The following is a 23,280-nucleotide window of genomic DNA, read 5'->3' on the forward strand; positions in this document are numbered from 1 at the left end:
TGAGCTTGGGGTGCGTCAGTCAACGCTTGTGCTGGCTGAGAGGACGCCTTCGCGAGCAAGCTCGCTCCCACACTGGTTTTGCTGTGAATCGGATATCCAATGCAACTCGAATTACTGTGGGAGCGAGCTTGCTCGCGATGGGGCCAGCCCTGACGCCACAGACCCCACGGGCATTTCCCGGAGAATCAAAATGACTGACACCCCCCTGTCCCCCGCCGAGTTCGAAGCGGCCCTGCGTGCCAAGGGTGCGTATTACCACATCCATCACCCGTATCACGTGGCGATGTATGAAGGCCGCGCCACTCGCGAGCAGATCCAGGGCTGGGTCGCGAATCGCTTTTACTACCAGGTGAACATCCCGCTCAAGGATGCCGCAATCCTGGCCAATTGCCCGGACCGGGAAATCCGTCGCGAGTGGATCCAGCGCCTGCTCGACCATGATGGCGCGCCCGGCGAAGACGGCGGTATCGAGGCCTGGCTACGGCTGGGCCAGGCCGTGGGCCTGGACCCCGATCAACTGCGCTCCCAGGAGCTGGTGCTGCCGGGGGTGCGCTTCGCCGTGGACGCCTACGTCAACTTTGCCCGCCGGGCCAGTTGGCAAGAAGCCGCCAGCAGCTCGTTGACCGAATTGTTCGCCCCGCAGATCCACCAGTCGCGCCTGGACAGCTGGCCACAGCATTACCCGTGGATCGACCCGGCCGGCTATGAGTACTTCCGCACCCGCCTGGGCCAGGCTCGCCGCGATGTCGAACATGGGCTGGCAATTACCCTGCAGCACTACACCACTCGCGAAGGCCAGGAGCGCATGCTGCAAATCCTCCAGTTCAAACTGGACATCCTCTGGAGCATGCTCGACGCCATGAGCATGGCCTACGAATTGAATCGCCCGCCCTATCACAGCGTGACCGGAGAACGGGTGTGGCACACAGGAATCCCCCTATGAGTTTCGACCGCAGCAAAACCCCTCGCTGGCGTCCCGGCTATCGCTTCCAGTACGAACCGGCACAGAAAGGCCACGTGCTGCTCTATCCTGAAGGCATGATCAAGCTCAACGACAGCGCGGCGCTGATCGGCGGTCTGATCGACGGCGAGCGGGATGTCGCGGCCATCATCGGCGAACTGGCCAAACAGTTCCCGGACGTGCCGGAACTCGGTGACGACATCGAGCAATTCATGGAGGTCGCCCGTGCAGAACACTGGATCGAACTTGCCTGAGGCCAGCGGCCTGCCGGCCAAACCCGAAGTCGGCCTGCCGCTGTGGTTGCTGGCGGAGCTGACTTATCGCTGCCCGCTGCAATGCCCGTACTGCTCCAACCCGCTGGACTTCGCCGAACAAGGCAAGGAGCTGAGCACCGAGCAGTGGTTCAAGGTGTTTCGCGAAGCCCGGGAAATGGGCGCCGCGCAACTGGGTTTTTCCGGTGGCGAGCCGCTGGTACGCCAGGACTTGGCCGAGCTGATCGGCGAGGCCCGCAGGCTGGGCTTCTACACCAACCTGATCACCTCCGGCATCGGCTTGACCGAGCAGAAGATCAGCGACTTCAAGAAGGCCGGCCTGGACCATATCCAGATCAGCTTCCAGGCCAGCGACGAACAGGTGAACAACCTGCTGGCCGGCTCGAAGAAAGCCTTTGCGCAAAAACTCGAAATGGCCCGGGCGGTGAAGGCCCACGGTTATCCGATGGTGCTGAACTTCGTCACCCACCGGCACAACATCGACAGGATCGATCGCATCATCGAGCTGTGCATTGCCCTGGAAGCCGACTTCGTCGAGCTCGCCACGTGCCAGTTCTACGGCTGGGCGCAGCTCAACCGCGTCGGGCTGCTGCCCACCCGGGAACAATTGGTGCGCGCCGAGCGCATTACCAACGAGTATCGCGCCAAGCTTGAGGCCGAAGGCCACCCGTGCAAGTTGATCTTCGTCACCCCGGACTACTACGAGGAACGCCCCAAGGCCTGCATGAATGGCTGGGGCAGCCTCTTCCTGACCGTCACCCCGGACGGCACCGCTTTGCCCTGTCACGGCGCCCGACAGTTGCCGGTGCAGTTTCCCAATGTGCGCGACCACAGCATGCAGCACATCTGGTACGACTCGTTCGGCTTCAACCGCTTTCGCGGCTACGATTGGATGCCCGAGCCCTGCCGTTCCTGCGATGAAAAGGAGGAGGATTTCGGTGGCTGTCGCTGCCAGGCCTTCATGCTCACGGGCGATGCCAGCAACGCCGACCCGGTGTGCAGCAAGTCCGAACATCACGGGGTGATTCTCCAGGCTCGCGAAGACGCCGAGCACGCCACCCAGACCATCGAGCAACTGGCCTTTCGCAATGAACGAAACTCACGCCTCATCGCCAAAAGCTGATCCGTTCAGCGCCGCCCAGGCCGTTGCCGCCGGCACCGACTTCGCCGAGCTGCGGGTAAGCCCGCTGGGCCTGTTCTGGAATGAATACCGGCCTGGCGACGGGGCCTGCCGGATCTGGCATTGGCAAGGCGCCCAGGCACGATGCCTGACCCCGGACGGGTTCAGCGCCAACAGCCGCGTCTACGAATACGGCGGCGGCGCGTTTTGCCTGGACGACGAGGGCGTGGTGTTCGTCAATGAGACCGACCAGCAGATCTATCGCCAGGCACTGGGGGCCGAACGCCCCGCGGCACTGACCTCGGGCGACTGTCGCCATGGAGACCTCAGCGTCGCCCGCGGCCAGGTACTGGCGGTGGAGCAGCAGGCCGATCGGCATCGGCTGGTGGCCATCGGCCTGGCGGACCGTCAGCGTCAATTGCTGGCCGAAGGCGCGGATTTCTACGCCTCGCCGACCGTCAGCGCCGACGGCCAGCGACTGGCGTGGATCGAATGGAGCCGGCCGCATCAGCCCTGGACGGCCACGCGATTGATGCTGGCCGAACGCAAGGGCTCGGGGTGGGGCGAGCCACGCTGTGTGGCCGGCGATGCTGCCGAAGAGTCCATCCAGCAGCCACGTTTCGATGCTTCGAATCGTCTTTACTGCCTGACCGATCGCGGCGGTTACTGGCAGCCCTGGATCGAATCGGCCGACGGCTTGCAACCACTGCCCGCCGCTCAAGCCGATCACGCACCGGCGCCGTGGCAAATGGGTGGTTGCACCTGGCTGCCGCTGGACGAACACACTTACCTGGCGAGTTGGACCGAAGCGGGGTTTGGCCGGCTGGGCCTGTGTTGCAGCGGGAACGCAAGCCAGGACTACACCGGCGCCTACACGCGCTTTCGCAGCCTGGCCCTGGACGAGCAGTTCATCTATGCCATCGCCGCCTCGCCCACCCTACCGTCAGCGGTGATCGCGATCGAGCGGCACAGTGCCGGCGTCGCGGTGCTGGCCGGCGGCGTCGCGCCACTGCCCGCCGCGCAGGTCAGCCGTCCGCGCACGTTGCGCTACCCCAGCGGTGCGGGTCAGGCCCATGGCTTCTTTTACCCGGCCATGGACAGCCAGGAGAAGCCGCCGTTGGTGGTGTTCATCCATGGCGGTCCCACCTCGGCCTGCTACCCGGTGTTCGATCCTCGCATTCAGTATTGGACCCACCGCGGCTTCGCCGTTGCCGACCTCAATTACCGTGGCAGCAGCGGCTATGGCCGGGCCTATCGACAAGCCTTGCACCTGAATTGGGGGGTGGTGGATGTCGAGGATGCCTGCGCGGTGGTCGCCTACCTCGCCGAGCAGGGCCTGGTCGACGGTGAGCATGCGTTCATCCGTGGCGGCAGCGCCGGCGGCTACACGGCTCTTTGCGCCCTGGCGTTTCGAGAGGTGTTCCAGGCCGGCGCCAGCCTCTATGGCGTCAGCGATCCTGTCGCCCTGGCGCGCGCCACGCACAAGTTCGAAGGCGATTATCTGGACTGGCTGATTGGCGACCCGCAACGGGACGTCGAACGCTACCGCTCACGCACGCCGCTGCTACACGCGGATCGAATCCGCACACCGGTGATCTTCTTTCAAGGGGAACTGGATGCCGTGGTCGTGCCACAGCAGACCCGCGATATGGTCCGTGCGCTGGAGGACAACGGCGTCACGGTCGAGGCCCATTACTATCCGGATGAACGCCACGGTTTTCGCAAGGCGGTGAACCAGGCCCATGCGCTGGAGCATGAGTGGTTGTTCTATCGCAAGGTGATGGGCGGCGTTGTCTAGGGAAATGAAGAAGTTGTGGGAGCTCGCTCCCACAGGGTTCTCGATGAAATTGTTCAGCGCTTGGCGATGATATAGACCGCGTGAACGATGCCTGGAATGTAGCCCAGCAGCGTCAGCAGGATATTCAGCCAGAAAGCCCCGCCGAAGCCCACTTGCAGGAATACGCCCAGCGGCGGCAGCAGGATGGCGATGATGATACGAATAAAATCCATGGGTTGGCTCCTGGTTGATCATGGCTACGTTGCCATATAGCTCATTGACACCTGACCGCTCGTCAGGGTTCAGAGACAACCGAAAAGAAGCCCCGGATAAAAACGCGGGCAAAAGAAAACCCCGCCGAGGCGGGGCTTTGCAGACTGTTTCCCTGACATCCATTTCACTCCGCCTTCCTGGCAGAATCCTACGTGTCCGTGCTGTAACTTTTGCGCATCCTGCGCGACGTCCATGTGAAGTAGATTAACGGTGGATCCAATCCGCCGGTAGAGGGAAAACGCCAGCACGATGTGTAAGCAAATGCTTACACATCGCCTCCGGGTCAGAACTGTCCGGCGTCCAGCAGGAACAACGATTCGCTACCGGCCTTCACACTGGCGCTCAGGGAATGAATGCGCGGCAGCAGGCGGGCGAAATAGAAACGCGCCGTGCCCAGCTTGCTCGCGTAGAAATCATCCTCGCCTTCCTTGCCCAGGGCGGCCTTGGCCATCAACGCCCACATGTAGGCGTACGCGGTGTAACCGAACGCCTGGAGGTATTCCACCGACGCAGCACCAATTTCATTGGGGTTGGTTTTCGCCTGGTCCAACAGCCATTGGGTCAGCTCGTCCAACGTGCCGAGCGCCGCGTTCAGCGGCTGGGTGAACTCGGCCAGGTCGCCGCTGGCGGTAGCGGTGAAGTGGCGGATCTCATCGGCGAACAGGCGATAGAACGCGCCGCCACTGCCGACGATCTTGCGCCCGACCAGGTCCAGTGCCTGGATACCGTTGGTGCCCTCGTAGATCTGGGTAATGCGCACATCACGCACCAGTTGCTCCTGGCCCCACTCACGAATGTAGCCGTGGCCGCCGAAGATCTGCTGGCCATGGACGGTGGTCTCCAGGCCCAGGTCGGTCAGGAACGCCTTCGCCACCGGTGTCAGCAACGCCACCAGGTCTTCGGCGCGCTTGCGGGTGGCCGCGTCTTCGCTGAATTTGGCGGTGTCCAGTTGCATCGCCACGTAAGTGGAGAATGCCCGGCCGCCCTCGTTCGAGGCTTTCATGGTCAAGAGCATCCGACGCACGTCGGGGTGAACGATGATCGGGTCGGCCGCCTTGTCCTTGTTCTGCGCGCCGGTCGGCGAACGGCTTTGCAGGCGGTCACGGGCGTATTCGATGGCGTTCTGGTAGGAACGCTCACCGGTGGCCAGGCCCTGGATACCCACGCCCAGGCGTTCGTAGTTCATCATGGTGAACATCGCCGCCAGGCCCTTGTTCGGTTCGCCGACCAGGTAACCGACCGCGTCGTCAAAGTTCATCACGCAGGTGGCGGATGCCTGGATGCCCATCTTGTGTTCGATCGAGCCGCAGTGGGCGGCGTTGCGCGCGCCCAGGCTGCCATCGGCATTGACCAGGAACTTGGGCACCAGGAACAACGAAATGCCTTTCGGGCCCGCTGGCGCGTCCGGCAACTTGGCCAGCACCAGGTGGATGATGTTTTCGGTGAGGTCGTGTTCGCCGCCGGTGATGAAGATCTTCGTGCCGCTGACCTTGTAGCGGCCATCCGCCTGAGGTTCGGCCTTGGTGCGGATGATCCCCAGGTCAGTACCGGCGTGCGGCTCGGTCAGGCACATGGAGCCCGCCCAGACGCCGGCGTACATGTTCGGCAGGTAGGCCGCCTTCAGTTCTTCGCTGGCGTGGGCGTTGATCGACAGGCAGGCGCCGGCGGTCAGCATCGGGTACAGGCCGAAAGACAGGCTGGCGGAGTTGACCATTTCCTCGACCTGGGCCGAGACCGCCTTGGGCATGCCCATGCCGCCGTACGCCGGATCACCGCCGACACCGACCCAACCGCCTTCAGCGTACGTCTTGTAGGCCTGTGGGAAACCGGCCGGCGTGGTGACTGTGCCGTCAGCCCAATGGCAGCCTTCTTCGTCTGCGGCACGGCTGAGGGGCGCGATACTTTTGCTGGTGACTTTGCCGGCTTCTTCGAGAATCGCTTCGACGGTTTCGGCGTCGACGGTCTCGGCCAATGCCGGCAACTCGGCCCAGAGTTTTGCGACCTCGAACACTTCATTGAGGACGAAGCGCATATCGCGCAGGGGCGCTTTGTAGTCAGCCATGGCAAACCTCGCAGGATCTAAACAGTTGGTTCGTAAGAAAACGGTTTTTGCAGTGGCCGGAGTGTACCTCAACAACTTTTACGACACATAGGGTCAACGTGTGACTTTATTGTTATTTTTAGTCACTAACGATTCGACGGGCGCAAGCGCCCCCGCCAAGCCTGTTGCTGCCACTCAGAAGGCAAACGACTCCGCCGGCAGCTGCATCAGGCAATCGCTGCCCGCCTCGACTGCGGCCCGATGAGCGGCAGTGCGCGGCAGCAGACGCTTGAAGTAGAACTCGCAGGTCGCCAGTTTGCTGCGGCAGAAATCGCCGTCACCGTCGCCGCGCTCCAGATGCGACTGGGCGACCAAGGCCATGCGCAACCACAGGTAGGCCAGGATGATGTAACCGCTGTACATCAGGTAGTCGACGGACGCGGCGCCCACCTCGTCCGGGTTTTTCATCGCGGCCATGCCCACCTGAGTGGTCAGCTCGCCCCACTGTCGGTTGAGCCCGTCGAGCTGCGCGACGTAATCCTTGAGCTGCGGATGTTCGGCGTTCGCGACACAGAACGTGTGAACGATCTTGGTGAACCCACGCAACAACTTGCCTTGGCTGCCCAACACCTTGCGGCCCAGCAGGTCCAGGGCCTGGATGCCGTTGGTGCCTTCATAGATCGGCGCAATGCGGCAGTCCCGCACCAGTTGCTCCATGCCCCATTCGCGAATGAAGCCATGCCCGCCAAACACCTGCATGCCGTGGTTCGTCACCTCGAGCCCGGTGTCGGTCATGAAGGCCTTGCAGATCGGCGTGAGGAAGGCCAGCAGGTCCTCGGCCTCCTGGCGAGCCGCCTCGTCGGCGCTCAGGTGCGCGGTGTCGAGCAACTGCGCGGTGAAGTACGTCAGCGCCCGGTTACCTTCATTGAAGGCTTTCATGGTTAGCAGCATCCGGCGCACGTCCGGGTGGACGATGATGGGGTCGGCGGGTTTTTCCGGGGCCTTGGGGCCGGTCAGCGAACGCATCTGCAAGCGGTCGTTGGCATAGCCGATGGCGCCCTGGAAGCTGGCCTCGCCCAGGCAGAGGCCCTGCATGCCGGTGCCGAGCCGGGCGTGGTTCATCATGGTGAACATGCAATTGAGGCCTTTGTTCGGCTCGCCGATCAGGAATCCCTTGGCCTCGTCGAAGTTCAACACACAGGTGGCCGACGCCTTGATGCCCATCTTGTGTTCGATCGAGCCACAGGACACGCCATTGCGCTCGCCGGCTTCACCCGTGGCGTCGGGCAGGAACTTGGGCACGATGAACAACGAAATGCCTTTGGTCCCGGCCGGCGCGTCTGGCAGCTTGGCGAGGACCAGATGGACGATGTTCTCGCTCATGTCGTGTTCGCCGGCGGAGATAAAGATCTTGCTGCCGGTGATCCCGTAGCTGCCGTCGGCCTGGGGCACGGCGCGGGTCTTGATGATGCCCAGGTCGGTGCCGCAGTGGGCTTCGGTAAGGCACATGGTGCCGGTCCATTGGCCAGCGGTGAGCTTGCTCAGGTAGGTCTGTTTCTGGGCTTCGGTGCCGTGGGCGTGGATGGCCGACATCGCGCCGTGCGTCAGGCCCGGGTACATGCCCCATGAAGTGTTGCTGGAGCCGACCATCTCGCTGATGACCAGCCCCAGGGAACTGGGCAGGCCCTGGCCGCCATACGCCGGATCCGCCGCGAGCCCGTGCCAGCCGCCTTCCACGTATTGGGCGAACGCCTGCTTGAAACCTGCCGGCGTGGTGACGACACCGTTGTCGAAATGACAGCCCTCTTCATCACCGGAGCGATTAAGAGGCGCCAGCACGTTCTCGCAGAACCGGGCGCCCTCTTCGAGGATCGCGTTGATCATGTCCGGGCTGGCATCGCTGGCTCCCAGTTCGGCGTAACGGCCAGGGAAATCGAAGACGTGATCGATCAGAAAGCGCATGTCGCGCAACGGGGCTTTGTACTCGGGCATGGTGGTGTTCTCCGGTAGCAGATCGTTTCAACCTACTGCCGGCCACCGAGGGCCACAATCACAGTCCAGACGCTGAATGCGCCGTCATCACTCAACCCGCGGCAGTTTCCATGCGCACCGCGCCGCGGCGGTTCTGGCCAAAGGCGACCACGCAATTACGCCCCGCGCCCTTGGCGTTATAGAGTGCCTGGTCGGCAGACTTGAGGACCTCTTCCGGCGTGCGCTGCTCGAGCCGTTCCGCCACACCGATGCTGATGGTCACCGATACGCTGGAGGCACTGCCGCCGGCTCGCCGCTGTCGGCCCTGCTGATCATCCTGGGGACGACTGTCGGGGTTGCGCAACTGGATGCTGTAGCTCTCGATGGATTGGCGGATGACCTCCAGGTGAGGCATGCACTCATCGAGGGTCTTACCGGCAAACACCAGCGCAAATTCCTCGCCGCCATAGCGATAGGCCCTACCGCCGCCACCGATTTTCGACAGTTTGCTGGCCACCAGGCGCAGCACCTGGTCACCCACGTCGTGGCCGTGGGTGTCGTTGAATTTCTTGAAATGGTCGACGTCGCTCATCGCCAGCACATAGTTGCGCCCCAGGCGCTGCATGCGCTCGTTCAGCGCCCGGCGTCCCGGCAAGCCGGTCAGTTCATCGCGGAAGGCCATTTGATAGGCCTCGTGGGCGACGGCGGCGGCGATCATCAACATCACCTGGCTGCACATGATGTTCAGGGTAAACGGCAGGATGAAGGTCTTCGGCAACATCCAGAACAAACCCAGCAACCCCACCAATTGCGCGGCATGCAACGGCCGGGGATTGCGCCAGTATTGCCAGGCCAGCAACGAGAAGGCCGCGATGAACACCGGGTAGGACAACTGGATCAGGCTCATCCAGGCCCCGTGCAGGGCCGGCCAGCGGATCTCCGAAAGCCACAGCAGCAGCGCCTGGGGAAAGCTCTGCTCCAGGGCCAGCGCCACGCTGCCGAAGATCAGCAGCACCGCGAACCGCGCCACCATGTCCTGGAACAGATGGGTGCGCTCCTGCCACGCGGCGAACAGGCCGAACAGCAGCGGCAATAGCAGGCAGACGAGGTGGAACACCAAGGCAGCGTCTTCACGCACCTTGCCGTTATCGCGGTAGAAGTCGGTCTGGGTGTCCAGCAGGAAGTAGGCGATGTACACCGTGACCATCAAAAACAGTTCACGCTGGCGCCGGTACACCGAGCAATACGCCCCGCCCAGCAGCAGCACCAACGTTGGCAGGACATTGAACAGCGAGGTGAAGAAAACGTTGAGGTCCTTGACGTAGGCCGCCGCGAGCCCCGCCAGCAATAGCAGCAATGAGGGTAGGAAATGGCTGAAACGTACAGCGGAAGAACGCGGCAAGGGTAAAGCTCCGACCCGGCTGACCAAAGATGGCATTGTGCCTGCTATTACCGCAACAAGGCACGCAGGATGTGACAGATGTCACACTGCCATCGCTGTAACGGCAGGGGAGAAAGTTTTCTTAAGGTTTGGCTGGATGAATATTGTTTCAGGGTCGCCTTTGATCCTTTGCAGGCGCTCGCTCGCCGGGATATTCATGGCGAACATGAAAAAGCCGCTGCGTCCCGAAGGAGGCAGCGGCTTTTCAGAGGAACCGCGTAAGGCTTAGTAGCCCAGCGCGAAGTCTTCTTCTTTCATGTCCATCAGGTTGTTGGCACCCGACAGCATGGCCGCCACGTGGGTACGGGTACGCGGCAGGATGCGCTGGAAGTAGAAACGCGCAGTCTGCAGCTTGGCGGTGTAGAACGCCTCTTCGGTGGTGCCGGCGGCGAGTTTTTCCGCTGCGAGGCGTGCCATGTCGGCCCAGAAGTAGGCCAGGCAGGCGTAACCGGAGTACATCAGGTAGTCCACCGACGCCGCACCGACTTCCTCGCGGTCTTTCATGGCGGCCATGCCGACCTTCATGGTCAGTTCGCCCCACTCCTTGTTCAACGCAGCCAGAGGCCCTACGAACTCCTTGACCGCTTCGTTGCCTTCGTTGCCCTGGCAGAACTTGTGGACGATCTTGGTGAAGCCCTTGAGCGCTTCGCCCTGGGTCATCAGCACTTTACGGCCCAGCAGGTCGAGGGCCTGGATGCCGGTGGTGCCTTCGTACAGCATCGAGATACGGCTGTCGCGAACGTTCTGCTCCATGCCCCATTCGGCGATGAAGCCGTGGCCGCCATAGATCTGCACGCCGTGGTTGGCCGATTCGAAACCGACCTCGGTCATGAACGCCTTGGCGATCGGCGTCATGAACGCCAGCAGCGCATCGGCCTTTTTCTTCTCTTCCTCATCGACGCCGTACTTGACGATGTCGACCTGCTTGGCGGTGAAGTAGACCATCGCCCGGTTACCTTCGGCGAAGGCTTTCATGGTCAGCAGCATGCGACGCACGTCAGGGTGGACGATGATCGGGTCGGCCGCCTTGTCCGGCGCTTTCGGGCCGGTCAGGGAACGCATTTGCAGGCGGTCACGGGCGTATTTCAGGCCGCCCTGGAAACCGATCTCGGCGTGGGCCAGGCCTTGCAGCGCGGTGCCCAGGCGTGCGGTGTTCATAAAGGTGAACATGCAGTTCAAGCCTTTGTTCGCTGGGCCGATCAGGAAACCGGTGGCCGCGTCGAAGTTCATCACGCAAGTGGCGTTGCCGTGGATGCCCATCTTGTGTTCCAGGGAACCACAGTTCACCGCGTTGCGCTGGCCGAGGGTGCCATCGGCGTTAGGCAGGAACTTCGGCACGATGAACAGCGAGATACCCTTGGTACCGGCCGGTGCGTCCGGCAGGCGTGCCAGTACGATGTGGACGATGTTGTCGGCCATGTCGTGTTCACCGGCCGAAATGAAGATCTTGGTGCCGGTGACCTTGTAGGAACCATCGGCCTGAGGCTCGGCCTTGGTGCGCAGCATGCCCAGGTCGGTGCCGCAATGCGGTTCGGTCAGGCACATGGTGCCGGTCCATTCGCCGGACACCAGCTTGGTCAGGTAGGCCTCTTGCTGCTCGGGCGTGCCGTGCTCGGAAATGGTGTTCATCGCGCCATGGGACAGGCCCGGGTACATGCCCCACGACCAGTTGGCTTCACCGACCATCTCGCTGACGGCCAGGCCCAGGGACTCCGGCAGGCCTTGGCCACCGTGCGCCACGTCATGGGCCAGGCTTGGCCAGCCGCCTTCGACGAATTGCTTGTAGGCCTGCTTGAACCCGGTCGGGGTCTTCACGCCGGACTCGCTCCAGGTGCAGCCTTCGAGGTCGCCCACACGGTTCAGCGGTGCCAGCACCTGCTCACAAAACTTGGCGCCTTCTTCGAGAATGGCGTCAACCATGTCCGGAGTTGCGTCCTGGCAAGCCGGAAGGCTCTGATAATGCGCCTCGTAACCGAGCAGTTCGTCACGTACGAAGCGAATATCACGCAAGGGGGCCTTGTAGTCAGGCATAGCGATAAACCTCTGCTGATGTAACCGGGAATGAACGACCGCGTGGATTTGTTGTGACGGTCAAACAGTTGTTTGAAACATACGTTTACGCCCAAACCTTGTCAAGGCCCGATCTTTTGCCATTCGTCATCGGCTGTGGAAAATCTCGGGCACGGGCATTCGGTGACGCAGAAGAACCCGCGACACGCCTGGGAAAAGATTAGTTGAGTAAGAAGACCTTAGAGACAAAAACGCCGCGAATCATCGCGGCGTTCCGGTCAATCCAAGGGACAGAATCAGGCGAAGGTGTCGATCAACGTCCCGAGCATTTCGTCGGAAGCCTTGGCGACGTTCACGCCCAGTTGCACCTGGAACTTGCCTTGGGACATTTCCACCATGTTGGCGGCCACATCCGACTGCTGGCTGCGATCGACCGACCGCAGGCGATCCACCTGGACTTCGGATGACTGGCTGGTGACCGAGCGCTCGATCGTGTTGTTGGCGACCTGGCCGGCTGCCAGATCGACACGGTTCTGCCCTGTCTGAATCGTGCTCAGACCGGCATAGAACGCGGTATTTCCTGAGATTTGCATGACAGAACTCGTCTTCTTGAAGGGTCGACAGTGGCCATTGAATCAGAAGGGCGCGGAAAAGGCCCGACAAAAACACTAATGGCACACTGCCTTATCATAGGGAAAACCCTAATCCAGCAGGTCGAGATGCAAGTGATCGGCGACGATTTCGGCCGTCACGCCCTTGATTTTCGGGACCCGCCCCAGGCACGGCGCGGGGAGGCGCTCGGCCAGGGTGGCGAGGTTTTCTTCCAGGCGCGAGGTCTTGGGGTCGATGATGTTCGCCACCCAGCCGGCCAGTTGCAGGCCGTCCCGGGCGATGGCCTCGGCGGTCAGCAACGCATGGCTGATGCAGCCCAGGCGCACGCCCACCACCAGGATCACCGGCAGGCCCAAGGCCATGGCCAGGTCCGAGAGATTATCCTGGTCGGCCAGCGGCACGCGCCAGCCACCGGCGCCTTCGATCAGGGTGAAATCGGCGCCCAGGGCCAGCACGTCACGCATCGGCCCCAGCAACGATTGAACGGTCAAGGCCACGCCCGCCTCCCGCGCCGCCAGATGCGGCGCGATGGCCGGTTCGAACGCCACCGGATTGACCTGCGCATAAGCAAGCGGCACCGAGCACTCGGCCAGCAATGCCAGGGCGTCGGCATTGCGCAGGCCTTTGGGCGTGACCTCGCAACCGGACGCCACGGGCTTGCCGGCGGCGGTGCTCCTGCCGGCCTGTCGCGCCGCGTGCAGCAGCCCCGCCGCGACAGTGGTCTTGCCCACGTCGGTGTCAGTGCCGGTGATGAAATAGGCCTGGCTCATAGCGGTTTCTCCAAAACGGCGTAGACCACCTGGTAAGTCGCCGGCAGCCCTTGCGCCTGGCGAAACTGCTCATACGCCTCGACCAGCGCCAGGATCCGCGCCCTGCCCGTCAGGCCTCCGGGTCGACCTGGGTTCAGATTGTGCGCACCCAACGCTTTCAGTTCGTGGGTCAGGCTGCGCACATCAGGGTAGTGCAGGACATGGGGACGGCTTTCAAGGCTGAGCACATTCAGGCCGCTGGCGGCGCACAGCTGCTGGTAGGTGTCGAACCCGCGGAAACGGTTGACGTGCACCAGGCCATCCACCTGACGCCAGCTGTCGCGCAGTTCGTACAACGTACCGACACACAGGCTGGTAAAGGCCAGCACACCGCCGGGTTTCAGGACACGTCGGGCCTCACTCAACACCGACGCGAAATCCGCACACCATTGCACCGCCAGGCTGGAGAACACCAGCTCGCAACTCGATGCCTGCAAGGGTAGCCGCTCGGCGTCAGCGGCGACAAAATGCGCGGCGCCGCCTTGTGGGCGGGCGTGGTTCAGCATGCCTTCGGCAATGTCCAGCGCCAGCCCGCCCGCCTCGTCAAAGCGCGCCGCCAGCGCCCGGGTGAAATACCCGGTGCCACAGCCCAGGTCTACCCAACGCGGTGGGGTGAGCGATGGCGGCAACCGCTCCAGCAACTGTTCGCCCACGTCACGCTGCAACGCTGCAACGCTGTCATAGCTCGTCGCCGCCCGGGAGAACGAAGCCGCCACCTGACGCTTGTCCGGTAAGGCACCGGGTAATGTCACGAGAGACAAATCAGTCATCACCGCACTCGTGCAAAAAAGCCTGGATAGCCCCCGCCACACCGTGGGGGTCTTCCAGGAGGAATCCATGGCCGGCCTGTTCGATCAGGCCGATTTCGACATCCGGCAACAGCGCGAGCAATTCACCCGCCGCTTCGGCCGGCACCAAGGCATCGAGCCCGGCGAACAGGTGCAGTTGCGGCCCCCGAAAGCCCTGCAACGCGGCGCGGGTATCCAGTTGCGCCAGCACCTGCAACCCGGCGATCAAGACCTCGGGCGAGGTGTTCGGTGCACCGGCCAGCAGCAAGCGCGACAACCCGCGCGGGTCGCTGCACCCCTGGGCGCACAGCATGCTGAAGCGCTTGAGGGTCTGGCGCGGATCGTCGGCACACCCGGCCACAAACCCATTGAAAGTGTCTGCCGCCATCGCGTTCGACCACTGCTCTTGGGCGACGAACGCGGCGTTGCTGGCCAGGGTCAGCAGGCCACAGCAGCGCTCGCCGCGCCGCGCCGCCAGTGCCGAGGCGAGCATGCCGCCAAGGGACCAGCCGCCGAGCCAGGCATCCTCGGGGATGGCGGCGTCCAGCTCGTCGAGCCATTCGTCAGGATCACTCGACGCCAGCGCTGGCAACGGTTCGATCTCCACCCGCAGGTGCTCATCGAGCCCTTGCAGCGCAGCCGCCAACGGCTCCAGCGGTGAAATGCCCAGGCCCCAACCGGGCAGCAGGATCAGTCGATCACGCATGGCTGGGCTCCTTTCGCAATTGGGCAAAACAATCGGCCAGGGCTTCGAGCAGGCGCTGCACCTGAGCCTCGCTGTGGGCCGCCGTCAGGGTCACGCGCAAACGCGCGCTGCCGGCCGGCACGGTAGGGGGACGGATGGCGGTGACCATCAACCCGCGCTCACGCAACATTTGCGACAGGCGCAGCGCGTGTCCCGCATCGCCCACCAGAATCGGCTGGATCGGCGTGAAGCTGTCCATCAATTGCAAGCCGATCTGCTCGGCCCCCTGGCGGAACTGGCGGATCAGCACCTGCAAGTGCTCGCGTCGCCAATGCTCGCGGCGCAGCAACTCAAGGCTCTTGAGCGTGGCGCAGGCCAGGGCCGGCGGTTGGCTGGTGGTGTAGATGTAGGGGCGGGCGAACTGGATCAGGCTCTCGATCAGCTCTTCACTGCCGGCGACGAACGCCCCGGCGGTGCCGAACGCCTTGCCCAGGGTACCCACCAGCACGGGGACGTCGTCCTGGCTCAAGCCGAAGTGCTCGACGACGCCGCCGCCCTGGGCGCCCAACGGGCCGAAACCGTGGGCATCGTCGACCATCAGCCAGGCGCCCCTGGCCTTGGCTTCACGGGCCAGGGCCGGCAGGTCGGCAATGTCGCCGTCCATGCTGAACACGCCGTCGGTGACCACCAGGGTATTGCCGATGGCTTTCTCCAGGCGAGTGGCCAGGCTCCGGGCGTCGTTGTGCAGGTAACGGTTGAACCGTGCGCCGGACAACAACCCGGCGTCGAGCAACGAGGCGTGATTGAGCCGGTCTTCCAGCACCGTGTCGCCCTGCCCCACCAGCGCGGTCACCGCGCCGAGGTTGGCCATGTAGCCGGTGGTGAACAGCAAGGCCCGGGGCCGGCCGGTCAAGTCAGCCAGGGCTTCCTCCAGGGCGTGGTGCGGGCCGCTGTGGCCGATTACCAGGTGGGAAGCCCCGCCACCGACGCCCCAACGGGTCGCACCGGCGCGCCAGGCTTCGATCACCTGCGGGTGGTTCGCCAGACCCAGGTAGTCGTTGTTGCAGAACGCCAGCAACGGCTGGCCGTCCACCAGCACCTCCGGCCCCTGCGGACTTTCGAGTAATGGGCGCTGGCGATAGAGGTTTTCGGCACGACGGGCAGCCAGGCGTGCGGCGAGATCAAAGGACATGCAGGCCTCAACTGTTTAAAGACTGGCCAAAGCCCCTTGTGGGAGCGAGCTTGCTCGCGATAGCGGTGTGTCAGTCGACATAAATGTGAATGTTCCATCGCCATCGCGAGCAAGCTCGCTCCCACAGGGGCTTGCATTCCAATCCGGGTATCGGAGAGTGGTCAAACCGCCGCGTTGTAGAACTGCTCGCTGCTCTTGTGCTCCACCAGTGCCTGTTCAATCGCGGCCTGGTGCACTTCGTCGGCGTGCTCTTCACGGGCTTCGGGCTGGATGCCGAGGCGGGCGAACAGTTGCATGTCCTTGTCGGCCTGCGGGTTGGCGGTGGTCAGCAGTTTGTCGCCGTAGAAAATCGAGTTCGCGCCGGCCAGGAAGGCCAGGGCCTGCATCTGCTCGTTCATCGCTTCACGGCCGGCAGACAGGCGTACATGGGACTTGGGCATCAGGATCCGCGCCACGGCGAGCATGCGGATGAAGTCGAACGGATCGACGTCCTCGGCGTTTTCCAGCGGCGTGCCGGCGACCTTGACCAGCATATTGATCGGCACCGATTCAGGGTGCTCCGGCAGGTTGGCCAGCTGGATCAGCAGGTTGGCGCGATCGTCCAGGGACTCTCCCATGCCGAGGATGCCACCGGAGCAGATCTTCATCCCCGAGTCACGCACGTAGACCAGGGTTTGCAGGCGCTCGCTGTAGGTGCGGGTGGTGATGATGCTGGTGTAGAACTCCGGCGAGGTGTCGAGGTTGTGGTTGTAGTAGTCCAGGCCAGCCTGGGCCAGCGCCTGGGTCTGCTCTTGGTCGAGCCGGCCCAGGGTCATGCAGGTTTCCAGGCCCATGGCCTTCACGCCCTTGACCATCTCCAGCACGTACGGCATGTCCTTGGCCGACGGATGCTTCCAGGCCGCGCCCATGCAGAAACGGGTCGAACCAATGGCCTTGGCGCGCGCGGCTTCTTCGAGGACCTTCTGCACTTCCAGCAACTTCTCTTTATCCAGCCCGGTGTTGTAGTGGCCGGACTGCGGACAATATTTGCAATCTTCCGGGCACGCGCCGGTCTTGATCGACAGCAGCGTGGAAACCTGGACGCGGTTGGCGTCGAAGTGCGCGCGGTGCACGGTCTGCGCCTGGAACAGCAGGTCGTTGAATGGCTGGACGAAGAGTGCTTTGACTTCGGCCAAAGACCAGTCATGACGCAGGTTGGCAGTGGTGCTGGCGCTCATGGGCAATTCCTTGATTATGCTTGGCTGGCGCCTTGGGTTTACGCAATACCCACAGGCGCGACACGGATGTTCGGCATATTTAAGGAAGAGTTATGCGCTGTCAACCACGATACGAAGGCCAGGTTTACATCTGGTTAAAAAACAAACAACCCTGTCTGTTATGCGGGGATACCACTGACACACCGCAGCCGATCTGCACACCCTGCGAGGCCGACCTGCCCTGGCTCGGTGATCAATGCAGCGTCTGCGCTTTGCCGTTGCCCATGGCCGGGCTGCGTTGTGGACAGTGTGCCGCACAGCCGCCAGCATTCGAGCGGGTGCTGGCGCCCTGGGCCTATGACTTCCCGGTGGACAGTTTGATCACCCGCTTCAAGCATCAAGCGAAATGGCCCCTGGGCCGGCTGATGGGCGAGCTGTTGGCGCAGTCGCTGCAACACCAGTTCGACGAAGGCCTGGAGCGCCCCGACGCGCTGCTGCCGGTGCCCCTGGCCGCGCCGCGCCTGCGCCAGCGGGGCTTCAACCAGGCGGCTCTGCTGGCTCGCTGGCTCAGCCAGCCGTTGGGCCTTGCGTGCGAAGAACACTGGCTGCGCCGCGTCCAGGACACCCCCGCGCAACAGGCGCTCGATGCCAAGGCGCGGCGGCAAAACCTGCTCCGGGCCTTTGCCTTGGCCCCCGAGGCGCAACTGCGCAACCGCCACCTGGCACTGGTGGACGATGTGCTCACCACCGGCGCTACCGCCCAGGCCCTGGCGCACCTGCTGCTGGAGGCCGGCGCGGCGCGGGTGGACGTGTATTGCCTGGCGCGCACGCCGAAAGCGGCGGAGCCGGCTTGACGCGCGGCGCCCAAGCCGCCAACGTCGGCCCATCACTCCTGCACGCAGTTTTTCGTCATGTCATTGCCTACGCTCCTGACCCAACACATTGTCCGCCGCCCACAACGCATCGCCTTGCTTCAGCACATCGCCGAACAAGGCTCGATCACCCGCGCCGCCAAGAGCGCGGGCCTGAGCTACAAGGCGGCGTGGGACGCCATCGATGAATTGAACAACCTGGCGGACCAACCGCTGGTGGAGCGCAGTGTCGGCGGCAAGGGCGGTGGCGGCGCCAGGTTGTCCGAGGAAGGGCAGCGGGTGTTGCGCCTGTACCTGCGCCTGCAAACCTTGCAGGCGCAATTGCTCGAAGCAAGCGAAGACGCCGCAGACCTGGGCCTGCTGGGCCGCCTGATGTTGCGCACCAGCGCGCGCAACCAGTTGCACGGCAAAGTCATCGGGATCGAAGCCATCGGCCACAACGACCGGATACGCCTGGAGCTGGCCCGGGGGCTGGTCATCGAGGCACGGATCACCCACGACAGCACGGTCCGCCTGGAACTGGCGATCGGCACCGAAGTGGTCGCCCTGATCAAGGCCGGCTGGCTGGAACTGCACCCCGCCGGGCAGCCGGCCATGGCGGGCGACAATTCCTTGCAAGGTCTGATCGAGCAGGTCGTCGCCGCTGAAAACGGCCCCAGCGAGGTGCGGATCGGCTTGCCCAACGGCCAGACCCTCTGCGCCCTGGCCGATCCGCTGCAATTGCGTGAACGACAGCTGGAGGTCGGCGGCGCGGTGCAAGTGAGGTTTTCGCCCACGAATGTGCTGCTCGGCACACCGCTATAGCGCGCTGCAACAATAGCTTCATCGACCCGCTTTAAGGTGACTGCCAAAACCAGCAGGGAGCCTGAAATGAGCCTACTAGAAGAAAACCAATCCACCGACCTGGAAAAGATCGTCGGCCTCAGCCGTCGTGGTTTCATCAGCGCCGGCGCCCTGTGTGGCGCCGCCATGTTCCTGGGCGGCAACCTGCTGAGTCGCAGCGTCATGGCCGCCGCCGTGAGCGAAGGCAACAGCAGGCTGCTGGGTTTCAACAGCATCGCCGCCGCGACCACCGACACCATCACCCTGCCGCCAGGCTACAAGTCCTCGGTGCTGATCAGTTGGGGCCAGCCGCTGCAGAAAAACGCACCGGCGTTCGACCCCAGCGGCAACGGCACCGCCCGCGCCCAGGAAATGCAGTTCGGCGACAACAACGACGGCATGAGCCTGTTCCCGTTCCCCGGTGACAACAACCGGGCGCTGATGGCGATCAACAACGAATACACCAACTACCGCTACCTCTTCGCCCACGGCGGCCAGCCGCAATCGGCCGAGGACGTGCACAAGGCCCAGGCCAGCGAAGGCGTCTCGGTGATCGAGGTCCAGCGCCGTCGCGGCGGCCAGTGGCAGTTCGTCCAGGACTCGCGCTACAACCGCCGGATCCACGGCAATACGCCGATTCGCCTGCGCGGCCCTGCGGCCGGTCACGAGTTGCTCAAGACCAGCGCCGACGAGAGCGGCAAGAAAGTACTTGGCACGTTCCAGAACTGCGCCAACGGCATGACGCCGTGGGGCACCTACCTGACCTGCGAAGAAAACTTCACCGATTGCTTCGGCAGCAGCCAATCCGACTTGCAGTTCGATGAGGCGCAAAAACGCTACGGCGCCACCGTCACCAGCCGCGAGATCAACTGGCACCTGTTCGATCCGCGCTTCGACCTGGCGAAAAACCCCAACGAACTCAACCGTCATGGCTGGGTGGTAGAAATCGACCCGTTCGATCCAGACTCCACCCCGGTCAAGCGCACCGCCCTGGGTCGCTTCAAGCATGAAAACGCCGCGCTGGCGCAAACCAATGACGGTCGCGCCGTGGTGTACATGGGCGACGATGAACGCGGTGAGTTCATCTACAAGTTCGTCAGCCGCGAGCGCATCAACCCCCGCAACGCCAAGGCCAACCGCAACCTGCTGGACCATGGCACCTTGTACGTGGCGCGCTTCGACGCCGGCGACGCCAACCCCGATCATCCCAAAGGCAAGGGCCAGTGGATCGAGCTGACCCACGGCAAGAACGGCCTGGACGCCAGCAGCGGTTTCGCCGACCAGGCCGAAGTGCTGATCCATGCCCGCCTGGCCGCCAGCGCCGTGGGCGCCACGCGCATGGACCGTCCGGAGTGGATCGTGGTGAGCCCGAAAGACGGCCAGGTCTACTGCACCCTGACCAACAACTCCAAGCGCGGCGAAGACGGCCAGCCGGTGGGCGGGCCGAACCCGCGGGCCAAGAACGTCTACGGGCAGATCCTGCGCTGGCGCACCAGCCGCGACGATCACGCCTCCAAGACCTTCGACTGGGACCTGTTCGTGGTCGCGGGCAACCCGACGGTCCATGCCGGTACGCCAAAAGCCGGGTCGTCGAACATCACCCCGCAGAACATGTTCAACAGCCCCGATGGCCTGGGCTTCGACAAAGCGGGTCGGCTGTGGATCCTCACCGACGGTGACGTCAGCAACACTGGCGACTTCGCCGGCATGGGCAACAACCAGATGCTCTGCGCCGACCCCAACAGCGGAGAGATCCGCCGCTTCATGGTCGGGCCGGTGGGCTGCGAAGTGACCGGCATCAGTTTCGCGCCGGACCACAGGAGCCTGTTCGTCGGGATCCAGCACCCTGGCGAAAACGGCGGTTCGACCTTTCCCGAGCACCTGCCCAACGGCAAGCCGCGTTCATCGGTGATGGTGATTACCCGTGAGGACGGCGGGGTGATCGGCGCGGCCTGACATTTGCTTTTGTGGCGAGGAAGCTTGCTCCCGCTTGGGTGTGCAGCGCCCATAAATATCTGGGGTCGCTGCGCAACCCAGCGGGAGCAAGCTCCCTCGCCACGAAGCTGATTCAGGACTGACAATCAATCCAGACTGCTTTGCGCTACCATGCTGGGCCGGACGCGGCAGCCCTGCCGCTGCGCAGGAGTCAGCATGTCCCATCCGTTTGAAACCCTCACCCCCGATCTCGTACTCGACGCCGTTGAAAGCCTGGGCTTGCTCAGTGATGCCCGGGTGTTGGCGCTCAACAGTTATGAGAACCGTGTCTACCAGGTCGGTATCGAGGACGGCGAGCCGCTGATCGCCAAGTTCTATCGCCCTGCGCGCTGGACCAATGAAGCGATCCTGGAAGAACACCGTTTCACGTTCGAACTGGCCGATTGCGACGTGCCGGTGGTGGCGCCATTGATCCATGACGGCGCCAGCCTGCACGAACACGCAGGCTTTCGCTTCACCCTGTTTCCCCGTCGTGGCGGCCGTGCGCCGGAACCGGGTAACCTCGACCAGCTCTACCGCCTCGGGCAACTGCTCGGACGCCTGCACGCCGTGGGCGCCAGCCGCCCGTTCGAGCACCGCGAAGCCTTGGGCGTGAAGAACTTCGGCCACGATTCCCTGGCCACGGTGCTGGACAGCGGCTTCGTCCCGCGCAGCCTGTTGCCGGCCTACGAGTCGGTCGCCAGGGACCTGCTCAAGCGTGTCGAAGAGGCCTACGCCGCCACACCCCACCAGACCATCCGCATGCACGGCGACTGTCATCCCGGCAACATGATGTGTCGCGACGAGGTGTTTCACATCGTCGACCTCGACGATTGCCGCATGGGCCCCGCGGTCCAGGACCTGTGGATGATGCTCGCCGGCGACCGCCAGGCCTGCCTGGGGCAGTTGTCGGAATTGATGGACGGTTACCAGGAGTTCCACGACTTCGACCCACGGGAACTGGCGCTGATCGAACCTTTGCGCGCCCTGCGCCTGATGCACTACAGCGCCTGGCTCGCACGCCGCTGGGACGACCCGGCCTTCCCCCGCAGCTTTCCGTGGTTCGGCAGTGAACGCTACTGGGGCGACCAGGTGCTGGCCTTGCGCGAGCAACTGGCGGCATTGAATGAAGAGCCGTTGAAGTTGTTCTGATGGGTTTCAGCTGTCACCGCGCCCCGTGTGGGAGCGGGCTTGCTCGCGAAGCCGGAGGAACATTCAATATCCATCTCGACTGACCCACCGCTTTCGCGAGCGAGCCCGCTCCCACAGAAGGATTTGTGGCGGGGCCAGGACGTTCACAAAGGTTCACACCCAACCTGACAAATCTCCTTACAATCACTTCTTTGTTAGCTGCCTAAGCAAGGATTCTGCATGCAAGCCGCCAACCCGCGTCGCGGGTACATCCTGGGCCTGACCGCCTATATCGTCTGGGGATTGTTCCCCATCTATTTCAAAGCCATCGCCAGCGTGCCAGCCGTGGAGATCATCATCCACCGCGTCCTGTGGTCGGCGCTGTTCGGCGCGGCATTGCTGCTGGTCTGGAAGCATCCGGGCTGGTGGCGCGAACTGCGGGACAACCCACGCCGACTGGCGATCCTGGCCCTGAGCGGTACGCTGATCGCGGTCAACTGGCTGACCTACGTCTGGGCGGTGAACAATGGGCGGATGCTCGAAGCGAGCCTGGGCTATTACATCAATCCGCTGGTGAACGTGCTGCTGGGCATGCTGATCCTGGGTGAACGGCTGCGGCCCATGCAATGGGTGGCGGTGGGGTTGGCGGCGGTGGGCGTGGCGCAGCAGGTCTGGCAAGTGGGCAGCCTGCCATGGGTATCGCTGGCGTTGGCGCTGACCTTCGGTTTCTATGGATTGATCCGCAAGCAGGCGCCGGTCAAGGCCCTGCCGGGGTTGGTGGTGGAAACCTGGATGCTGGTGCCGATTGCCGTGGCCTGGCTGCTGCTCAACCCGGCGGCCACCAGTGCCCAGGCTGCTTTCTGGAGCACTTCCGAAGCCTGGTGGCTCGTGGCCGCAGGCCCGGTGACGTTGGTTCCGCTGGTGTGCTTCAACGCCGCGGCCCGGCACCTGCCCTACACCACGCTGGGGTTCCTCCAGTACATCGCCCCGACCTTGGTGTTGCTGCTGGCGGTGACACTGTTCGGCGAGCACCTGTCGTCCAGCACCCTGGTGGCGTTCCTGTTCATCTGGGCGGGGCTCGCGGTGTACAGCATCGATGCCGTGATCAGCCTGCGCCGGCGCAACTGATCAAAAAACGCACAAACCTGCGCAGGCCCCGTGCAACGTGGCCTGCGCTGATTCTTCCCAAGGTTATCCACAGCGTGGTCCCCGCCGTTTGTGCACAAGCCCTTGATAATCGGTGATTTTTTGATCATCGCCGGCTAAGGCCCGGCGGGCCTGGGCTGGCGCCGGGTCTCTACAGGTTATCCACAGGCAGGCTCAGGTTTTCCTT

Annotated in this window: 20 protein-coding genes; 9 read left to right on the top strand and 11 right to left on the bottom strand. The window is 63.5% G+C overall.

Annotation, left to right across the window (positions count from 1 at the left end; translation table 11 throughout):
• Positions 1-190 precede the first annotated feature (190 nt).
• Genes pqqC through V3H56_RS24920 form a run of 4 tightly spaced genes read left to right on the top strand, consistent with a single transcriptional unit; the run spans position 191 to position 4,151 of the window.
• Positions 191-943: a pyrroloquinoline-quinone synthase PqqC gene (pqqC, locus tag V3H56_RS24905; RefSeq protein WP_047735939.1), complete on the top strand. Its 753-nt coding sequence runs from the start codon at positions 191-193 to the stop codon at positions 941-943.
• The gene (gene pqqD / locus V3H56_RS24910; RefSeq protein WP_042730665.1) at positions 940-1,215 is read left to right on the top strand and encodes a pyrroloquinoline quinone biosynthesis peptide chaperone PqqD; all 276 of its coding nucleotides are present in this window, start codon (positions 940-942) and stop codon (positions 1,213-1,215) included. Before pqqC ends, pqqD begins: the two co-directional genes overlap by 4 nt.
• On the top strand, positions 1,187-2,356 hold the full coding sequence (gene pqqE / locus V3H56_RS24915; protein WP_047735938.1) for a pyrroloquinoline quinone biosynthesis protein PqqE: 1,170 nt from the start codon (positions 1,187-1,189) through the stop codon (positions 2,354-2,356). Before pqqD ends, pqqE begins: the two co-directional genes overlap by 29 nt.
• Positions 2,322-4,151 carry a S9 family peptidase gene (locus V3H56_RS24920; RefSeq protein WP_338473966.1) on the top strand — a complete coding sequence of 610 codons (1,830 nt, stop codon included), beginning with the start codon at positions 2,322-2,324 and terminating at the stop codon, positions 4,149-4,151. Before pqqE ends, V3H56_RS24920 begins: the two co-directional genes overlap by 35 nt.
• A 53-nt stretch (positions 4,152-4,204) precedes the next feature.
• Here V3H56_RS24920 and V3H56_RS24925 read toward each other — a convergent pair whose 3' ends face one another.
• From V3H56_RS24925 to bioB, 11 genes are all read right to left on the bottom strand, one after another.
• Positions 4,205-4,363, bottom strand: coding sequence for a YqaE/Pmp3 family membrane protein (locus V3H56_RS24925; protein WP_003177654.1), 159 nt, complete (start codon positions 4,361-4,363; stop codon positions 4,205-4,207).
• A gap of 323 nt (positions 4,364-4,686) precedes the next feature.
• Positions 4,687-6,465, bottom strand: coding sequence for an acyl-CoA dehydrogenase C-terminal domain-containing protein (locus V3H56_RS24930; RefSeq protein WP_047735936.1), 1,779 nt, complete (start codon positions 6,463-6,465; stop codon positions 4,687-4,689).
• Between the two features lie 174 nt (positions 6,466-6,639).
• On the bottom strand, positions 6,640-8,436 hold the full coding sequence (locus V3H56_RS24935) for an acyl-CoA dehydrogenase C-terminal domain-containing protein (RefSeq protein ID WP_042730669.1): 1,797 nt from the start codon (positions 8,434-8,436) through the stop codon (positions 6,640-6,642).
• Positions 8,437-8,527: 91 nt separating this feature from the next.
• Entirely contained in the window at positions 8,528-9,817 is a 1,290-nt protein-coding gene (locus tag V3H56_RS24940) for a GGDEF domain-containing protein (RefSeq protein ID WP_047735935.1), read from the bottom strand.
• A gap of 264 nt (positions 9,818-10,081) precedes the next feature.
• Positions 10,082-11,887, bottom strand: a complete 1,806-nt coding sequence (locus tag V3H56_RS24945; RefSeq protein WP_042730671.1) for a phenylacyl-CoA dehydrogenase — start codon at positions 11,885-11,887, stop codon at positions 10,082-10,084.
• 275 nt (positions 11,888-12,162) lie between these two features.
• Positions 12,163-12,459, bottom strand: a complete 297-nt coding sequence (locus V3H56_RS24950; protein ID WP_042730672.1) for a hypothetical protein — start codon at positions 12,457-12,459, stop codon at positions 12,163-12,165.
• A 108-nt stretch (positions 12,460-12,567) separates the two neighbouring features.
• Positions 12,568-13,248 (bottom strand): dethiobiotin synthase, encoded by a 681-nt coding sequence (bioD, locus tag V3H56_RS24955; protein WP_042730673.1) that lies wholly within the window; start codon positions 13,246-13,248, stop codon positions 12,568-12,570.
• A complete protein-coding gene (bioC, locus tag V3H56_RS24960) occupies positions 13,245-14,057 on the bottom strand; it encodes a malonyl-ACP O-methyltransferase BioC (protein WP_338473967.1) in 813 nt (270 codons plus the stop codon). Before bioC ends, bioD begins: the two co-directional genes overlap by 4 nt.
• Positions 14,050-14,781, bottom strand: a complete 732-nt coding sequence (locus V3H56_RS24965; protein ID WP_053151413.1) for an alpha/beta fold hydrolase — start codon at positions 14,779-14,781, stop codon at positions 14,050-14,052. Before V3H56_RS24965 ends, bioC begins: the two co-directional genes overlap by 8 nt.
• Positions 14,774-15,952 carry an 8-amino-7-oxononanoate synthase gene (gene bioF / locus V3H56_RS24970; RefSeq protein ID WP_338473968.1) on the bottom strand — a complete coding sequence of 393 codons (1,179 nt, stop codon included), beginning with the start codon at positions 15,950-15,952 and terminating at the stop codon, positions 14,774-14,776. Before bioF ends, V3H56_RS24965 begins: the two co-directional genes overlap by 8 nt.
• A gap of 161 nt (positions 15,953-16,113) precedes the next feature.
• A complete protein-coding gene (gene bioB / locus V3H56_RS24975) occupies positions 16,114-17,169 on the bottom strand; it encodes a biotin synthase BioB (protein WP_212803096.1) in 1,056 nt (351 codons plus the stop codon).
• 92 nt (positions 17,170-17,261) lie between these two features.
• On the opposite strand from bioB, the gene V3H56_RS24980 reads away from it, so the two are divergent.
• From V3H56_RS24980 to rarD, 5 genes are all read left to right on the top strand, one after another.
• Positions 17,262-18,002, top strand: a complete 741-nt coding sequence (locus V3H56_RS24980; protein ID WP_338473969.1) for a ComF family protein — start codon at positions 17,262-17,264, stop codon at positions 18,000-18,002.
• 57 nt (positions 18,003-18,059) lie between these two features.
• Complete coding sequence (locus tag V3H56_RS24985; protein WP_338473970.1) at positions 18,060-18,824, top strand: TOBE domain-containing protein; 765 nt, start codon at positions 18,060-18,062, stop codon at positions 18,822-18,824.
• Positions 18,825-18,890: 66 nt separating this feature from the next.
• On the top strand, positions 18,891-20,798 hold the full coding sequence (locus tag V3H56_RS24990; RefSeq protein ID WP_338473971.1) for a PhoX family phosphatase: 1,908 nt from the start codon (positions 18,891-18,893) through the stop codon (positions 20,796-20,798).
• Between the two features lie 195 nt (positions 20,799-20,993).
• A complete protein-coding gene (locus tag V3H56_RS24995; RefSeq protein WP_123579693.1) occupies positions 20,994-21,968 on the top strand; it encodes a serine/threonine protein kinase in 975 nt (324 codons plus the stop codon).
• 219 nt (positions 21,969-22,187) lie between these two features.
• Positions 22,188-23,075 (top strand): EamA family transporter RarD, encoded by an 888-nt coding sequence (gene rarD, locus V3H56_RS25000; protein WP_042732809.1) that lies wholly within the window; start codon positions 22,188-22,190, stop codon positions 23,073-23,075.
• Positions 23,076-23,280 lie beyond the last annotated feature (205 nt).

Origin of the sequence: Pseudomonas sp. MS646 (assembly GCF_036693845.1) — a bacterium.
GTDB classification, from domain to species: domain Bacteria; phylum Pseudomonadota; class Gammaproteobacteria; order Pseudomonadales; family Pseudomonadaceae; genus Aquipseudomonas; species Aquipseudomonas chlororaphis_E.

Coding starts and splice junctions, on each gene's coding strand:
- V3H56_RS24935 (WP_042730669.1), bottom strand. CDS start 8,436: ATGCCCGAGTACAAAGCCCCGTTGCGCGACATGCGCTTTCTGATCGAT.
- V3H56_RS24945 (WP_042730671.1), bottom strand. CDS start 11,887: ATGCCTGACTACAAGGCCCCCTTGCGTGATATTCGCTTCGTACGTGAC.
- V3H56_RS24985 (WP_338473970.1), top strand. CDS start 18,060: ATGTCATTGCCTACGCTCCTGACCCAACACATTGTCCGCCGCCCACAA.
- pqqC (WP_047735939.1), top strand. CDS start 191: ATGACTGACACCCCCCTGTCCCCCGCCGAGTTCGAAGCGGCCCTGCGT.
- V3H56_RS24980 (WP_338473969.1), top strand. CDS start 17,262: ATGCGCTGTCAACCACGATACGAAGGCCAGGTTTACATCTGGTTAAAA.
- bioC (WP_338473967.1), bottom strand. CDS start 14,057: ATGACTGATTTGTCTCTCGTGACATTACCCGGTGCCTTACCGGACAAG.
- V3H56_RS24925 (WP_003177654.1), bottom strand. CDS start 4,363: ATGGATTTTATTCGTATCATCATCGCCATCCTGCTGCCGCCGCTGGGC.
- bioF (WP_338473968.1), bottom strand. CDS start 15,952: ATGTCCTTTGATCTCGCCGCACGCCTGGCTGCCCGTCGTGCCGAAAAC.
- rarD (WP_042732809.1), top strand. CDS start 22,188: ATGCAAGCCGCCAACCCGCGTCGCGGGTACATCCTGGGCCTGACCGCC.
- V3H56_RS24930 (WP_047735936.1), bottom strand. CDS start 6,465: ATGGCTGACTACAAAGCGCCCCTGCGCGATATGCGCTTCGTCCTCAAT.
- bioD (WP_042730673.1), bottom strand. CDS start 13,248: ATGAGCCAGGCCTATTTCATCACCGGCACTGACACCGACGTGGGCAAG.
- V3H56_RS24920 (WP_338473966.1), top strand. CDS start 2,322: ATGAACGAAACTCACGCCTCATCGCCAAAAGCTGATCCGTTCAGCGCC.
- V3H56_RS24990 (WP_338473971.1), top strand. CDS start 18,891: ATGAGCCTACTAGAAGAAAACCAATCCACCGACCTGGAAAAGATCGTC.
- V3H56_RS24965 (WP_053151413.1), bottom strand. CDS start 14,781: ATGCGTGATCGACTGATCCTGCTGCCCGGTTGGGGCCTGGGCATTTCA.
- bioB (WP_212803096.1), bottom strand. CDS start 17,169: ATGAGCGCCAGCACCACTGCCAACCTGCGTCATGACTGGTCTTTGGCC.
- V3H56_RS24950 (WP_042730672.1), bottom strand. CDS start 12,459: ATGCAAATCTCAGGAAATACCGCGTTCTATGCCGGTCTGAGCACGATT.
- V3H56_RS24995 (WP_123579693.1), top strand. CDS start 20,994: ATGTCCCATCCGTTTGAAACCCTCACCCCCGATCTCGTACTCGACGCC.
- pqqD (WP_042730665.1), top strand. CDS start 940: ATGAGTTTCGACCGCAGCAAAACCCCTCGCTGGCGTCCCGGCTATCGC.